This window comes from Allobosea sp., assembly GCF_048595345.1.
Classification (GTDB): domain Bacteria; phylum Pseudomonadota; class Alphaproteobacteria; order Rhizobiales; family Beijerinckiaceae; genus Allobosea.
In genome coordinates, this window is sequence record NZ_JBMDWH010000057.1 from 1 (window position 1) to 14373 (window position 14373).

The window sequence follows — 14373 nt, forward strand, 5'->3', positions numbered from 1 at the left end:
GTTCGAGGGGGCGGTCACGGAGCAGGGCGGGGCGGTTCTCGTCGCCTTGCCGGAGCGCACGCTCAGCGTCGTCAGCGACTGGGTGCCGGGCGAGCCGGTCTGGCATGGCACGCTGGACGGGGTGAAAGTGGCCGCGCAGGTCCGGCCGATCCTGAACGGGATCTCGCTCGGCCATGCCGGCGCCTATGCGCAGGCACGCGTCTATACGCGGCGCGAGGCCGAGCTTGCCGCGCTGATGCCGGAGAAGGCTGCGGCGGACACCGGCAAGGTGCTGCTGTGCCCGATGCCGGGGCTGGTGAAGTCCATCGCGGTCACGCAGGGCCAGGAGGTCAAGGCCGGCGAGCCGCTCGCCATGGTCGAGGCGATGAAGATGGAAAACGTCCTGCGCGCCGAAAAGGACGTCACCATCGCCAAGATCCTCGCCAAGCAAGGCGACTCCCTCGCCGTCGATGCCGTCATCATGGAATTCGCGTGAAAAGGGATAGGACGGAACTCGGCTGTGAAAGCGCCCTTCGGTACCGCGGATGGGCGGAGGACGATGGTGACCCGGGTCAAGCATACGCTGACTTCCTGCCTGATGAGCAACTCTTCCGGACGAAGGTCGCTCTGTTGACGCCGACCCACCGCGAAATCCTGGCGCTGACGGCGCGCGGGCATCTCAACAAGGAGATCGCCTGGCTGCGGGGCTCTACGGAAGGGACGATCAAACGACAGCAGCAGGAAATCCTGCGGAGGCTGGATCTGCGTTCGCGGACGCAAGCCGCCGTCAAATTCGCGGTCTATCAGGAGCGGCTGCGAGCGCAGGATACGCCACCGACCGAAAAGCCGGACTGCCACAGGCTCTAGGAGCGTCGCGCGCCGGCAAGTTATTGCCCTACTCGACAATCGGCTCGTCGCCTCGCGCTGGAGGAATGAGGACAAGCCGATCGTCTTCATCGGTCATTGACACTCTAGAAGACTAGAATATATGAAAAATGTCGGGTGGCTTCGAGTTTGAAAATTACCGGACCAGATCAAGGCGGAGCGCTCGTGGCGACTTACACCTCCCCGGCAACGACCAGTCGCCCGCGCGCAGGTCTCCTCGCGGCGCGCCATATCGCCGGCGGACCTTTATCGACCGTTGTCGTGCTGCTCGGGCTCTGGGCGCTGGCAGTAATGTTGTTCAATCTCCCGGCCTATTTGCTGCCCAGCCCTTGGGCCGTGATCGGCCAGTGGTGGGTGAACCTGCCCGCTTTGCTGCCGCATGCGCTCGCGACGGCCAGCGTGATCCTTCTCGGCTACGGCTGCGCCATTCTGCTGGCGATACCGCTCGCCCTGGCCATCGCCTTCTTCCCGTTCGCCGCGCGGACCGTCTATCCAGGCATCGTCATGCTGCAGAACGTTCCCAAGATCGCCATCGCGCCGCTTTTCGTGATCTGGTTCGGGTTCGGCTTGGCTCCCAAAGTCCTGCTCGTCTTCCTGATCACCTTCTTTCCGATCATGGTCAGCGCGACTTCGGGCTTCCGGGCCCTGCCGCGCGAAATCCTCGATTTCGTTCGTTCGACGGGGGCGGGAAGCTGGACGATCTTCCGCCTCGTACGGCTTCCCGCGGCACTGCCGCAAGTCTTCGTCGGCCTGCGGATTGCTGCCACGGTTGCCCCCACGGCGGCTATCGTGGCCGAGTTCGTCGCATCCGACCAAGGACTGGGCTACCTGCTGCTGCGCTATAACGGTGACCTGAACACCACGATGAGCTTCGCGGCCATCCTCACGCTCGGCATGATCGGCGTGTCTCTGTTCTCTGCGATCGAGTTTGCAGAGCGTCTCATGACGCGGCGGCGCGGCGCCACAATGAAAAGCGATGCGTCCAACTGACGCTCGCCCTTAATCGGGAGGATACTGGGATGATCACCAGGCGATTGATGGGTTCGTTGGCTGCGTTGGTTCTTTCAGGCCTGCTCGCCTGCTCGACCACTGCCGCAGCGGCCGATAAAGTCGCGCTTCGGATGCACTGGCTGGTGAACGGCACCGCGCTGGCTTGGTATCTCGGCAAGCAGCGTGGCTATTTCGAACAGGCGGGCATCGACCTGACCATCAACGAGGGGCGAGGGTCCGTGGTGACCACTCAGGTGGTCGGCTCGGGGACAGAGCCTTTCGGCACGGCCGACGCGGTATCGGTGATCCAGGCTATCTCCAAGGGCGTCCCGATCAAGGCCGTCATGACGCTGCAGGACATGGGACCTCTCGGGATCATCGTCCTCGCCGACTCGGGCATCACGACCGTCAAGGAGCTCAAGGGCAAGCGACTGGCTGTCACGGCGGGTGACGCGCAGACGCAGCAATGGCCTGTCGTCGCCAAAGCCAATAGTCTCGGGACCGAAGATGTCAAGCTCGCCTTTATCGACGGACCTTCCAAGACGGTTGCGCTCATGAACAAGCGCGTTGACGCGATCCTGGGGTCTTGTATCGATCATGTCGTCCTGGTCCGGAATAGCGGCGGTGATCCGCGCTGCATGACCTTCGCGGAGAATGGCGTCGCAACCGTCGGCGTCGCCGTGATCGCGCACGACCAGATCATCAAGTCCAATCCGGGCCTTGTTCAGCGCTTCGTCGATGCGGCTACGCGTTCCTTCCAGGCGTTCTACCAAGACCCGCAGGCTGCTCTCGATGCCGCAGCGGCCGCTGTTCCCGATATCGATCGCAAGGTGCTGATCGAACAGGCGAAGATCATCAAGACCTACTACGGAGACAGGGTCGTTGGCCCGATCATCGCGAAGGACTGGCAGGCTACGGTCGAGACGATGAAGCAGGCGGATGTCCTGACGGGCGACCTGCCGGCGAGCACTTATTATCGCGCGGAGTTCGTCAACAAGTGAGCGACCTGCGCGATGCAACGCTCGTCTCCCCGGCAGAGCCGGGGCAGACCGAGAGCCTAAATGTTCATATCGTTCTCGAGCGGGTCTCGAAGATCTATGAAGCCGGAGCTCGCCCGACCGTTGCCTTGCAGGACACGTCGCTGCGGATCGGACGAGGCGAATTCGTCTCCATCGTCGGGCCCTCGGGGTGCGGCAAGAGCACCCTAATGAAGATGATCGCGGGCCTGCATTTGCCGAGTTCCGGTCGGATCACCGTCGGCGGTCGGCTGGTGGCAGGCCCTGTTACCGACATCGGTATCGTTTTCCAGGCTCCGGTCCTGCTCGAGTGGCGGACGATCCTTGATAACGTTCTCGTGCAGATCGAGCTGAGAGGCCTGCCGAAGAATGCCTATCGGGATCGCGCTCTACAACTCCTGGATAGTGTCGGTCTGCGCGACTTCGCCGACCGCTACCCTGACGAGCTTTCGGGAGGCATGCGCCAGCGGGCCGCGATCGTGCGCGCTCTGATCCACGAGCCTCCTTTGCTGCTGATGGACGAGCCATTCGGCGCACTCGACGCGCTGACGCGCGAGCAGATGAGGCTGGATCTCGAGGATCTCTGGTTGAGCAAGCCCATGACAGTCGTCTTCGTCACGCACAGCGTCGATGAGGCGATCCTGCTATCGGACCGCGTGGTCGTCATGTCGCCTCGACCAGGCCAGGTAGAACGGATTATCGACATCGATATCCCACGTCCCCGTGGCTTGGAGGCACGCCGGCATCCCGTCTTCGAGGAGGCGACGCAACTCGTGACGGATATCTTCCTCAATCGCGGTATTTTACAAAGCGGCGGTTTCTCGGGGAAGAATGCCAGTTTAATACAAGGGCCCGCTCGTTAGCTGGCAATCGGCCCCTAAATTGGCAACCGGGTGAATGCCGAAGAGTTTTAGCGGCGCCAACCGGCTCAAGTGATCGAACAAAAGACGGTCTGTAACAGGCCTTCTCATCAGCTTAGGGATAGCAAGGGCTTATGAGACCTAATTCGCTCGTCCTTACCGAGCTAAGTCGAAACTCGTAAAACAGAGCCTCCTGCGGACCCGTCCGCTCGCCCATGATCACGCCGCCCTCCGTACAACGACGACTGGATCAAACATCAGGCTCACAGCAACGCCGAATTCTCCAACATGAAATGCCATGAGCCGAAGCGCCGAACGGTTCCTGAGTCTCGGGCGGCAAAATCAGATAGCTATTTCAATTATATACGTGTTCGCAGTTTTGCCCTGAATGGCGCGCCAACTCAGTACGGAACGGCGACCACCAGATCCGTGCGGCATTGCCCGCAATCGCCTGCTCCGGCGTGGCTTTATCCCGATGACACGGACGAGATCGTCGTCGAGCTCGGCACGATCGAGAACGGGCCGGAGATAGGCCTTGCGGAACGGCATGTGCAGGTGACGCTTTCGCGCATGAGACGTCCGAACCGCTCGATGGCAGCCGGCTCAAGGCTGGTCGGCGGGACGGCTTGCGCCTTGATTCGCTCAAGCGCGGCGGTCGCGCGATCACGCTCGAGCTTGAGGACTGCGATCCTCTCCTTCAACATGCCGCAGACCCCGTGTGGAAGCCTGCTGCAGACCCTGAAATGAGCCTGCATCACAATGAGCCGTCTCACTACAAAATGAGTGCTTTCAATGGCTCACACGCGTGCATCGCCGTGAGTGAGACCTCGCTCGCAAAATGGCGTCCACGCTCCCGGGTCGTGCATTCATCACGGCCGGCCTCCTCGATAAGGCTGTCGCACGGGCCGCGGTCTTTGTTGGCCGCCCTCCGGCAGCGCCGCCACCGCTCGAGCGATTGAGCCCCGAGAGAGCTGAAATCACCCGAAAATTTGCCGATGATGCGATGCGAGGCCGGCACCGTGGACCGGCCTCGCGCGCTCCGTCACCAGACGACGCAGCGGCGCACCCCGCCGACGATGCCATACCGCCGGCAGACCGCGCCATGCCGACGCGGGGCGACACGTGTCGTCGTGACAACGCCGTTGGGACCGGCGCAACCGGCCCGATATACGCCCTTCGCACAGACCACGGCCGCAGCCGGAGTGGCCGCTACGAAGCTCGCGCCCACAAAAAAGACGGCGGCGATGATCGCCGAAGCGGTCAACTTGGATGTCATTCGGCTCATGTCGAAGCTCCCGGCGTAATCTCCACCTTGGCCAAGCATTTACTCTTGGTCACGTCAATGAGAGAAACAAAAGATCTTGGCCCGATACGGTGCAGATAGTGCCGGCGCCCCTGATGCGCCTGCCTTGCGCCGAGCCCCCGGCCACGTCTGACTGCCAACGACCCCCGGCTTCGGCCGGGGGTTTTCGACTCGGCGGGTCGCAAGGCACGGGCCGATGAGGGCAGCGGCCCGTGCCTTCCGGCTTCGCGGAACGCGAGTGGTGATGTCCCGGCGACGAGACCTTCTACCGCCAGCGACTCAAGGTCGGGAACCTGTTCGCCGCACTCGAGGATTGGCACCGCATCGCCGCGCGCCACGACCGATGCGCCGGCATCTTCGCCTCGGCTATCTGAATTAAAGTAAGACTTATCTTCTTTATTCTAAAATAAACCTGAAATTAAGCGCTTTACTGAACTGAATGCAGCTGGATTTATAATCTCAGTCAATATATCTGGCGATAATCATTTCATAGATTTCCTTAAATACGTATATTATATTCATATTCTATAGAGTCCTACTTGCTCTGTCTCTGCGTCATCCTGCTGCCGCGGCCCGAACGCACATTGTGAGCGATCGTGCGGCGGCTACGGTTCCCAATCGACCATCGCGAGGGTGTTTCCGCCCAGCCTCTGGAAGGCCCGCTGCCGGCAGGAAAACACGATGATCTGCTGATCCCTCGACTGGCGATGCAGCGCGTCGAACATCTTCTCGATGCGATCGTCGTCGGAATAGACGAGCGCGTCGTCGAGGATGACCGGTGCCGGGCGGGCGTCGCGGGCGAGCAGCCGGGCGAAGGCGAGCCGGGTGAGCACCGACAGCTGCTCGCGCATGCCGCCGCTGAGACGCTCGACATCCTCCTCCTGGCCGTTGCGCGAGATCCGCTGCGGCAACAGGGTGCGCTCGTCGAACGTGACCGAAACATCGTCGAAGAGCAGGCGCAGCAACGGACCGAGTTCGGCCATGACGGGTTTGAGATAGAGTTCGCGGGCTTGGGTGCGGGCCGCGTTGAGCGCGGTCGAGAGTCGCTGCAGCGTGGCGATCTCCTTCTCGAAGGCGGCGATGCGCCGCTGCGCGGCCGAAAGCGCATCCGCGGTCTCCCGCCAGCTTTCTTCGACTGCCTCGTCCGATCGCGCCCGGATCTCGGCATTGAGACCGGCAACGACCTCGCGCAGCGCCACGATCTCCTGCTCGATGCCGCTCTGGACCGAGCGAGCCCGCTTCAAAGCGGCTTCGGCCGATCCCAGATCGACGGCACTGCCCTGCAGTTCGGCGGTGCGCGCCGCCGCCTCGTCGGCCTGGCGCGACCGCTGGGCGACCTCCTCCGACAGCGCGCGTTCCCGCGCCCCGCGTTGGTCCTCCGGCCCGAGCTGGGCGTCCAGATGCGCCTGTTCGGCGCGCAGCGTCGCCAGCGTCGTCTCGGCGGCGACGACGGCCTCCTCGGCCCTGCCACGCCCCGGCCCTGCCTCGCGCAAGGCGAGGCGGGCCTGCGAGCGCTCGCGCTCGGCCGCCGCCAGCGCAGCGCGGAGCGCGGCCGGATCGCCTTGGGGCTCGGCGAGCTCGGCCCCTGCCAGAGCCTGGGCCGCAACCTCTTCCCGCAGTTTCGCGAGCCCAGCCGGCGCAAGGGAGGACAGGCCGCCTTTCAGTTCGCGTATCCGGGCATCGATCTGCTGCGCCTGGGCCTGACGCGCCCGCGCCTGGCTCAGGGTCGCGACGCCCATGGAGGCCAGCAGGGCGCGTTGCCGCTCCCCGGCTTTCTCGATGCGGCTATCGCCGGACGGGGCCCGGTTGGAGCGCAGCGAGATCACGCCGATGCCCGGCACGACCAGTTGCGTCTGCCCGTCATAGCTACGTTCCTGCCCGCAGCGGAGAGGAGCCCCGTCCATCGTGACCTCGCCGCGTGCGTCGCCGGCATAGTCTACGACGACCGAGGGGCGCGCCGCTTCTGCGACCGCGCGCAGGCCGGAGAGCTCGATCTCCAGCGCCTGCAGGGCTTCGATGGCGTCCGGCGGAATCCCGACGAGGGCCAGTTGCGCCTCGGCCGCCTCGAGCGCACCGCGCTTCGCTTCGGCCTGCTCCAGGCGCTGCCGCGACTCCGCCAGCCGCTCCGCGGCCTCGCGGGCCCGCAGTGCCGCATCGAGGCGCGCCAGGAGGTTGCGGGCCTCCTCCTCCTGCACATCAGCCAGATCGGCTGCGGCCTGGGCCTCCGCGATGGCCTCGGCCGCTGCGCCCCGGCGCCCGACAGCCTCGTCGCGCCGCCGTTCCGCCTCGTGCCGTCGCGTGGCGAGGTCCTTCGTCTTCTGCAAAGCCGCGCGAAAACCGTCGAGGGCGCGTTCGGAGACGTCGCGCCGCTCCCGGGCGAGCTCGAGCGCCGCCTCCGCGGTCTTCAGCCGCTCGCCCTGCGCCTGAGCCGTCTCGAAGGTCGCCTGCGCCGCGGCCACCGCCTCCTGCCGCGCCCGCCGCTCATCGGGATCGTCGAGTTCGACCAGCCTCTTCTGCGCGGAGGCGCGCCTGTCCAGCGCGTCCCTCAGGGCCGAGACATCCGCCGCCAGCCTCGCTTCTTCCGCCACGAGCCTGTCGCGGGCCTGAATCGCCATGGCGTAGCGCCCGCCGGCCTTCGGCTTCGGCTTCTGCCCTTGGTGGGTCACGAGCTTGTCGAGTTCACCAGCCACCGCCCGCATGATCTCCGCCATGCGGCGACCGCCGGTGATGGCTTCCACCTCGCCCTGCACGGATTCGAGCAGGCTGGCGCGCACCTGCTTCTCGTCGTCTTCCTCGGCATTGCTGCGCTTCTCGATACCGGTCACGCCCTGGCGCACCCAGAGCAGCCCCGCCGGCCCGGCCGGTCCGCCCTTGATCAGGGCGCCAATGAAGTTCTCCGCCTCGTCGGCCTGCGCGACGAGGCGCCCGCTGGCGAGGTCGGTGACGCGGGCGAACCCGCCGCGATAATACTGCTTGGTAATCCGGAAGCGCTGGTCGCCATGCGCGATATCCACCTCCACCAGCGGGTTGCCGCCGCTATAGGGGCGCAAATTCCTGACCGGACCCACCGTTTTCGAGTAAGGCTGGAAGAACAGCGCGTGCAGCGCCTCGAAACTCGTCGATTTTCCGAATTCATTGGCGGCACACAGCACGTTGACGCCATCGCCGATGCCCTCGATCGCGACGCCGCGGCCGGCGAAACGCTTGACGTTGAACAGACGCAGGGCCGAGATCTTCACGATGCCACCGCCTGAGCATAGGTGAACAGCCGCGCCAGCGCCGCACGGGCGATCTCGCGCTCGGCTGCGGAGCGGCTGTCGTCTCCGGCTTCCGCGAGCAGGGCTTCAGCGGCCTCCCGCAATGCTCCGGCACGGTCGATGAGGTCGAGATCGCCGCCCTCGCATTCCGTCACGAGGCCGCTGTCGTCGAGCTCCATGAAGGCGAAATCGGGCACGGCGCGCGCCACGGCCTCCGCCAGCGCCGTCCGCGACGAGAGGCGGCCATGCCCCGTCGCGACGAGCTGGAGCAGCGTCTGGCGCCGCCTGGCTGGGGCCGGGAGCAAGGCCTCCATCGCCGGGGCGGGATCGTCGCCGCCGAGCAAGTGGAGGTCGAGCGTCCGCCAGTCGAAGCTTGCCGTCGGCAGCGCGCTCACCTGCGGCGGTGCCGAACGCCCGGCGAGGCTCACCAGCAAGGCCTCGCCCGGACGGCCGTGCTTGAACCTGTCGGGCTCGGGCGTCCCGCTGTAGCGCGTGCGCGCATCGACCGTGAGCGGACCGTGCCAGTCGCCCAGGGCGAGATAATCGAGGCCGGCACGAGCCGCCCTGTCGGGAGCGATCACGTCCGAGGCGGCGCCTTCCTCCGAGAAGCTGCGGATCGCGCCATGGGCCATCCCGATGCGAAGCGTGCCCTCGTCCGTGGGCGCGCCATCCATCCACTCGCTCATGTCGCGGCCCGGCCGCCGTGTCGTGCAGGGCGCCGGAAACAGCGAGACACCGGCGCCGAGCGGGATCGCCACCGGCTCGACCGCCAAGGTGACATTCGCGGGCGCCTCGGCCGTCAGGGTCGACCACAGCTGTGTGGCCTGCAGCGAATCGTGGTTTCCAGGCAGGATCACCCAGCGGAGCGGAGCATGGTCGCGCATCGCGGCGAGCGCCTGCCGCCGAACATCCGGCGCCGGTGTCTCGGTATCGAAGGTATCGCCCGCGAGCAGGATCGTGTCGGCGCCCTGCTCGCGCGCATGGTGCGCAAGGCGTCCGATGACGCCGTACCGCGCCTCTCTCAGCCGGCCGGGGAGATCGCCCTCGAACTGGCCGAAGCGCTTGCCGAGATGGAGATCGCTGGAATGGATGAAGCGGAACATCGTCAGGCGTCGGGCTCGCTGGTCGTGGATTGCCGCCGTGCGCGCCCGATCGCCTCGCCGAGGCGGGCGCACGAGACGGCGGCCTCCATCGAGCGGATGATCGGGATCGCGTTCTGGTGGGATGCGTCGGCAGAGCCCGGCGCAACGTCCGGAACGCTCTCCGGATTGCCCTGCCTGCGGCGATCGCCGTTGCCGGCATCGTTCAGCTTGTCGATGCGCGCGCCATCCATCCGCCATCTCCTCGAGCGAGGGAGATTAACGGGCTTCTCCAAAACGGAAAGGCTCGATCGCTCGGCCTGCCCGCGCAACCTAATGCGATGCCGCTGCGCCAAAGCGGTCCGGATCGGCGCCAGGGCTTGCCGCCTGCGAGGCCTGGAGGATGGCGTAGCCGGCCGAGTCGGGGTCGCATTCGACGATGTCGGGCTCACGTTCGAGGATGATGCGCATCGAGCGCAGATTGCCGAGAAGATGCGCCTTCAGCCGGGCCACCGCCTCCCCGGCATCATGCGCCTGGATCGCCTCGAAGATGGCCCGGTGCTCGTCCGAAACCTCGAGGTGGAAATCCTCCAGCGGGAAGGAGCGGTAGCGCACGCGGTCGAGCTGGCCGGTCGCGCTCGAAATGGTGTTCCAGACGCCCGGAAAGCCGGCGCAGCGGCAGATCAGCCGGTGAAACTCGTTGTCGAGCGCGAAGGACTCGCCTCCGTCCCGGCGCTTGGCCGAGAGGGCCTCGCGAAACAGGAGCAGCGTGAACGGCTCCTCGAATTCGGCCGTGTAGCGTTCGGCCGCGAGCGCGACCATGCGCAGCTCGATGCTCTCGCGCAGGATCTGGCCCTCGATGACCTCGTCGAGCACGATCCGGTTGACGAAGGTCGCGTCGCTGGGGACCACGGTGACGAGGCGCTGCTGGGCGAGCCGCTGGATCGCGTCGCGCAGGGGCGTGCGCGAGACGCCCAGCTCCTCGCAGAGGTCCTTTTCCAGCAGGCGGGCGCCGGGCTGGAACCGCATCGCGATGATGGCGTCGCGCAGGATCTCGTAGACGCGCGCCGATTTGGGGCCGGCGCTGCGGCCCGGTCGGCTTGCCGTGCCTTCCAGGAGCGTGCCGGCCATTCCATCATCCTCACGAGAGCCGGCCGAGCGCTTCGTCCAGCGCGCCGAGAAAGAGTTCGGCATGCTCGGCGGCGAAGGTCAGTGGCGGGCGAATCTTCAGCACGTTGTCATAGGGCCCCGAGGCGCTGATGAGCACCCCGTCCTCGCGCATGAGGTTCACCAGCCTGCGCGCCATCACCGGATCGGGCGTGCGGGCGGCGCGGTCGCTCACGAGTTCGAGGCCGAGGAAGAGGCCGGCGCCGCGCACGTCGCCGATCGCCGCATGCCGCTCCATCAGCCGGCGCATCCCGGCCATCATCTGCGCCCCGCGCGCGGCTGCGTTGGCGACGAGGCCCCCCGCCTCGATAATGTCGAGCACGGCACCGGCGGCGGCCAGCGAGGCATGATTGGCGCCGAAGGTGTTGAAATATCGCACCTCGCGCCCGAAGCGCTCGGCCACCTCCGGCCGCAGGGCGACGCCGGCGATCGGCAGGCCGTTGCCCATCGGCTTGCCCATCACCGCCATGTCCGGAACGATCCCGTGCCGCGCGAAGCCCCACAGCCCGGCTCCGGTGCGCCCGAAACCGGGCTGGACCTCGTCGGCGATATAGAGCGCGCCTTCGGCATGAACCGCCTCCAGAGCCGGCCGCAGGAAGCCCGCCGGTTCGGCCAGCGTGCCATCGGTCGAGAAGATGCCGTCGGCCACGAAGGCCGCGGGAACCACGCCATGGCGGCGCATATCGGCGCAGGCGGCCTGGATATCGGCCGCGAGCTTCGCGCCGACATCGATGCCCGGCTGGCGGTAGGCGTCCGGCGCCGGCACGGTCCAGACATCGCGGCCGAGCGGCACATTGGGACCGAGCGAGGGCGAGAGGCCGGCGGTGAGCGCGGTCGTGCCGTGATAGGCGTTGGCGGTGATGACGATCCCGGTGCCGCCGGTGTGGTGACGGGCGATCCGCAGCGCCAGATCGACGGCTTCGGACCCGGTGCAGGTGTACATCACATGGCCGAAGGCGTCGGGATACGTCGCCAGCAGCCGCTCGGAATAGTCGAGCACCGTCTCGTGCAGATAGCGCGTATGGGTGTTCAGCACCGCCATCTGGCGCGCGACGGCCTCGACCACGCGCGGATGGCAGTGTCCGACGCAGGGCACGTTGTTGTAGGCGTCGAGATAGCGCTTCCCATCCGCGTCGTAGAGCCAGACATCCTGGCCGCGGACGAGATGGACGGGCCGCTCGTAGAACAGGCGGTAGGAAGCGCCGAGCAGCGCGCGGCGGCGGCGGATCAGCGCCTCGGCATCGGCGGGCGCGCCGGCGGGACCTGTGGGGCTTGCGGAGCCTGCGGGGTTCTTCATCTCGTCTCCTCCGGCACGGCGCAGGCGGCGGCGAGCCTCGCGGCGACCGCTGTCGGCCCGACTGCGTCGAGCTGCGCGAACTGGCTCCAGACGGAGCGGCTGTTGCGCATGATATAGGCGCAGCGCTCGGGAAAGCGCTCGGCCCGCCAGGCGGGAATGAGGATGCGCATCGCCATCCGCGTCTGGATGGCGAGGGGCAGAAGCGCGATTTCGATTTCCGACAAGGACGAGACCGAGGCATAGCCCTCCAGGAAAGCGGCAGCGGGCGCCAGAATGTCGCCTTCCGTTCCGAGTTGATAGGCCGCGCCGATGGCGACGTCGAACAGCAGAGCCGTGCGCACCATGTCGCCGAAATCGATGATGCCGCTGATGCGGTCCGGCCTGTCCGGATCGACGAGGATGTTGTCCCCGTTCAGGTCGTTATGCACGACCTGCCGCGGCAGCTCCGAAAGGCGGGGCTCGACCTCCCGCGCGAAGGCGCCGAGCACGGCGGCGAGGCGGGTCCGCTCGGCAGGGTCCGGCCAGGTCTCGAGGATCGGGCGCAGCAGGCCGGCATGGGCCATGTCCCAGGACGTCTCATGCTCGGCCGCCGGGTGCGAAAAGCCGGAAAGGGCCGCCTGGAGGCGCCCGAGGAGCGCGCCGAGCGCGCGCGATTGCGCCGGCGTGCGCGCGCCGGCCGATTGGGCGCGGCCAGCGGAGAAGGTGGTCATGCGCACCGTGCGGACATCGCCCGGCGCCACGGTGAGCCGGAAATCCTCGCAGCCCGAGAGTGCCGGCACGATGCGCGGCAGCGGCAGCTCCGGCGCCGTCCGCTCGACATGCATCAGCGCCCGGCTGTGCATGTTGGAGACCGCCGGGTCTTCGCCGGGGCTGAGCACCTTCAGGAAGAAGAGCCGGCCATCGCCGAGGGCGAGGCGGAAATTCGAATCCTTTTCGCCGACCAGCGACGAGGCCCGGCCGACGAGGCCGTAATGCTCGGCCGCGATCCGTTCCGCAGCCGCCTCGTCCAGCTGGGGGGCGACGACCGAGAGGCCGGCGCCGATGGCGGGCCTCCCGGCTGCGCGCGCGGTGGTCATCCTCGACATGATGAGCCGGCAATCATGCGTGGAGAACCGGGGCGTCGGGCAACGCCTCCGGATGCGCGGCCTGATAGGCGGCGGCCACGCGCAGCACCAGATCGTCCCGGAAGCGGGCCGCGACGACCTGCAGGCCAATCGGCAACCCGCCGGAATCGAAGCCGCAGGGCACCGAGCAGGCCGGCTGGCCGGTCATGTTGAACGGGTAGGTGAAGGGGCTCCAATCCGTCCAGTCGGTCATGCCCTCCCCCTCCGGATAATCGATGCCGGCGGCGATCGCGGTGATCGGCATGGTCGGCGAGAGCAGGCAGTCATAGCGCTCGTGGAAGCGCGCCATCGTGACCTTGAGCTCGGCGCGGACATGCTCGGCCGCGTGGAACTCGGCGGCGCTGATCCGCCGCCCGACCTCCCCGATGGCAACGAGGCCGGGGTCCATCCGGGCGAGATCCTCCGGCGTCTTGGCGAAGCGGTCGACGATGACGGCCTCGGCCGAGAACCAGAGCGTGCGCAGGGCCTCGAGCGGATTGGCGAAGCCCGGATCGACCTCCTCGACCACCGCCCCGAGGGCGGCGAGGCGCTCCGCCGCGCGCGCGACGGCCGCCGCGACATCCGGTGCGACATTGGCATAGCCGAAATCCCGGCTGAAGCCGATGCGCAGCCCGTCGAGACGACCTTCCGCGCCGGCGCGGGCGATGGCGGCCCAATCCGGCACCGGCGTCGGGCAGTCGCCATAGAGCGCGTCCGGCGAGGGACCGGTGACGGCGTCGAGGAACAGCGCCGCCTCGGCGACGGAGCGGGTCAGCGGGCCGCGATGGGCGAGCTCGCGCAGAGGCGTGGGCGCATCGGCCGGCAGCCAGCCGAAGGTCGGCTTGATGCCGAAGACCCCGCACCAGGAGGCGGGGATGCGGATCGAGCCCGCCCCGTCCGAGCCTTCGTGCAGCACGCCCATGTTGAGCGCGGCGGCGACGCCGGCCCCGCCGGACGAGCCGCCCGAGGCCCGGTCCGCCCGCCAGGGATTGACGGTGTTGCCGAAGGCTGGGCCATGGGTCACGCCCTTCCAGCCGAATTCCGGCGAGGTCGTGGTGCCGAGGATCACCGCGCCCGCCTCGCGCAGCCGGCGCATGATCAGGATTTCCTGGGTCGCGGGCGCCTTGTCGGTGAGGTGGGAGCCGCGCCGCCAGGGCAGGCCCTTCACGGCCGTGAGTTCCTTGATGGTGGTCGGGGCGCCGTCGAGCGGGCCGCGTGGCTCACCCTTGGCCCAGCGCGCCTCCGAGGCGCGGGCGAGGTCCAGCGCGATCTCGGGCGCGACATGGGCGAAGGCGTTGACGGCCGGGTTGAAGCGCTCGATGCGGGCGAGCGCAGCCTGCGCCGCCTCGACGGGCGAGGCCTCGCGGGCCGCGAAGAGGCGCGCCAGCTCCGGCGCGCTCATCAGGCCGAGATCGGTCTTGGCGGTCATGTCCATGC

Annotated in this window: 13 protein-coding genes; 6 read left to right on the forward strand and 7 right to left on the reverse strand. The window is 67.3% G+C overall.

Going from position 1 to position 14373, the window contains the following annotated elements:
* From ACOJTB_RS06215 to ACOJTB_RS06240, 6 genes are all read left to right on the forward strand, one after another.
* On the forward strand, nt 1–475 hold a 475-nt coding region (locus ACOJTB_RS06215), incomplete at its 5' end, for a biotin/lipoyl-containing protein (RefSeq protein WP_420101652.1).
* 134 nt (nt 476–609) lie between these two features.
* Nucleotides 610–846, forward strand: coding sequence for a helix-turn-helix domain-containing protein (locus tag ACOJTB_RS06220; protein WP_420101653.1), 237 nt, complete (start codon nt 610–612; stop codon nt 844–846).
* A 183-nt stretch (nt 847–1029) separates the two neighbouring features.
* Nucleotides 1030–1854 (forward strand): ABC transporter permease, encoded by an 825-nt coding sequence (locus ACOJTB_RS06225; protein WP_420101654.1) that lies wholly within the window; start codon nt 1030–1032, stop codon nt 1852–1854.
* A 29-nt stretch (nt 1855–1883) separates the two neighbouring features.
* Nucleotides 1884–2855: an ABC transporter substrate-binding protein gene (locus tag ACOJTB_RS06230; RefSeq protein ID WP_420101655.1), complete on the forward strand. Its 972-nt coding sequence runs from the start codon at nt 1884–1886 to the stop codon at nt 2853–2855.
* Entirely contained in the window at nt 2852–3733 is an 882-nt protein-coding gene (locus ACOJTB_RS06235) for an ABC transporter ATP-binding protein (RefSeq protein ID WP_420101656.1), read from the forward strand. Before ACOJTB_RS06230 ends, ACOJTB_RS06235 begins: the two co-directional genes overlap by 4 nt.
* Before the next feature lie 285 nt (nt 3734–4018).
* Nucleotides 4019–4477, forward strand: coding sequence for a hypothetical protein (locus tag ACOJTB_RS06240; protein ID WP_420101657.1), 459 nt, complete (start codon nt 4019–4021; stop codon nt 4475–4477).
* Between the two features lie 1161 nt (nt 4478–5638).
* On the opposite strand, the gene ACOJTB_RS06245 is transcribed toward ACOJTB_RS06240, so the two are convergent.
* The 7 genes from ACOJTB_RS06245 to ACOJTB_RS06275 all read right to left on the reverse strand — a co-directional run bounded on the left by ACOJTB_RS06245 (nt 5639) and on the right by ACOJTB_RS06275 (nt 14371).
* Nucleotides 5639–8272 (reverse strand): AAA family ATPase, encoded by a 2634-nt coding sequence (locus ACOJTB_RS06245; RefSeq protein WP_420101658.1) that lies wholly within the window; start codon nt 8270–8272, stop codon nt 5639–5641.
* Nucleotides 8269–9393 (reverse strand): metallophosphoesterase family protein, encoded by a 1125-nt coding sequence (locus ACOJTB_RS06250; RefSeq protein WP_420101659.1) that lies wholly within the window; start codon nt 9391–9393, stop codon nt 8269–8271. Before ACOJTB_RS06250 ends, ACOJTB_RS06245 begins: the two co-directional genes overlap by 4 nt.
* Before the next feature lie 2 nt (nt 9394–9395).
* Nucleotides 9396–9623: a hypothetical protein gene (locus tag ACOJTB_RS06255; protein ID WP_420101660.1), complete on the reverse strand. Its 228-nt coding sequence runs from the start codon at nt 9621–9623 to the stop codon at nt 9396–9398.
* A gap of 79 nt (nt 9624–9702) precedes the next feature.
* A complete protein-coding gene (locus ACOJTB_RS06260) occupies nt 9703–10500 on the reverse strand; it encodes a GntR family transcriptional regulator (protein ID WP_420101661.1) in 798 nt (265 codons plus the stop codon).
* Between the two features lie 10 nt (nt 10501–10510).
* Nucleotides 10511–11833, reverse strand: a complete 1323-nt coding sequence (locus ACOJTB_RS06265; RefSeq protein WP_420101662.1) for an aspartate aminotransferase family protein — start codon at nt 11831–11833, stop codon at nt 10511–10513.
* On the reverse strand, nt 11830–12918 hold the full coding sequence (locus tag ACOJTB_RS06270) for a phosphotransferase (RefSeq protein ID WP_420101663.1): 1089 nt from the start codon (nt 12916–12918) through the stop codon (nt 11830–11832). The genes ACOJTB_RS06265 and ACOJTB_RS06270 overlap by 4 nt, the downstream gene beginning before the upstream one ends.
* Before the next feature lie 13 nt (nt 12919–12931).
* On the reverse strand, nt 12932–14371 hold the full coding sequence (locus tag ACOJTB_RS06275; RefSeq protein WP_420101664.1) for an amidase: 1440 nt from the start codon (nt 14369–14371) through the stop codon (nt 12932–12934).
* Nucleotides 14372–14373: the final 2 nt, after the last annotated feature.

What these genes read in the sequence shown, in the direction of transcription:
- ACOJTB_RS06230 (WP_420101655.1), top strand. Translation starts at nt 1,884, where the DNA reads ATGATCACCAGGCGATTGATGGGTTCGTTGGCTGCGTTGGTTCTTTCA.
- ACOJTB_RS06240 (WP_420101657.1), top strand. Translation starts at nt 4,019, where the DNA reads ATGAAATGCCATGAGCCGAAGCGCCGAACGGTTCCTGAGTCTCGGGCG.
- ACOJTB_RS06250 (WP_420101659.1), bottom strand. Translation starts at nt 9,393, where the DNA reads ATGTTCCGCTTCATCCATTCCAGCGATCTCCATCTCGGCAAGCGCTTC.
- ACOJTB_RS06255 (WP_420101660.1), bottom strand. Translation starts at nt 9,623, where the DNA reads ATGGATGGCGCGCGCATCGACAAGCTGAACGATGCCGGCAACGGCGAT.
- ACOJTB_RS06265 (WP_420101662.1), bottom strand. Translation starts at nt 11,833, where the DNA reads ATGAAGAACCCCGCAGGCTCCGCAAGCCCCACAGGTCCCGCCGGCGCG.
- ACOJTB_RS06270 (WP_420101663.1), bottom strand. Translation starts at nt 12,918, where the DNA reads ATGTCGAGGATGACCACCGCGCGCGCAGCCGGGAGGCCCGCCATCGGC.
- ACOJTB_RS06275 (WP_420101664.1), bottom strand. Translation starts at nt 14,371, where the DNA reads ATGGACATGACCGCCAAGACCGATCTCGGCCTGATGAGCGCGCCGGAG.
- ACOJTB_RS06260 (WP_420101661.1), bottom strand. Translation starts at nt 10,500, where the DNA reads ATGGCCGGCACGCTCCTGGAAGGCACGGCAAGCCGACCGGGCCGCAGC.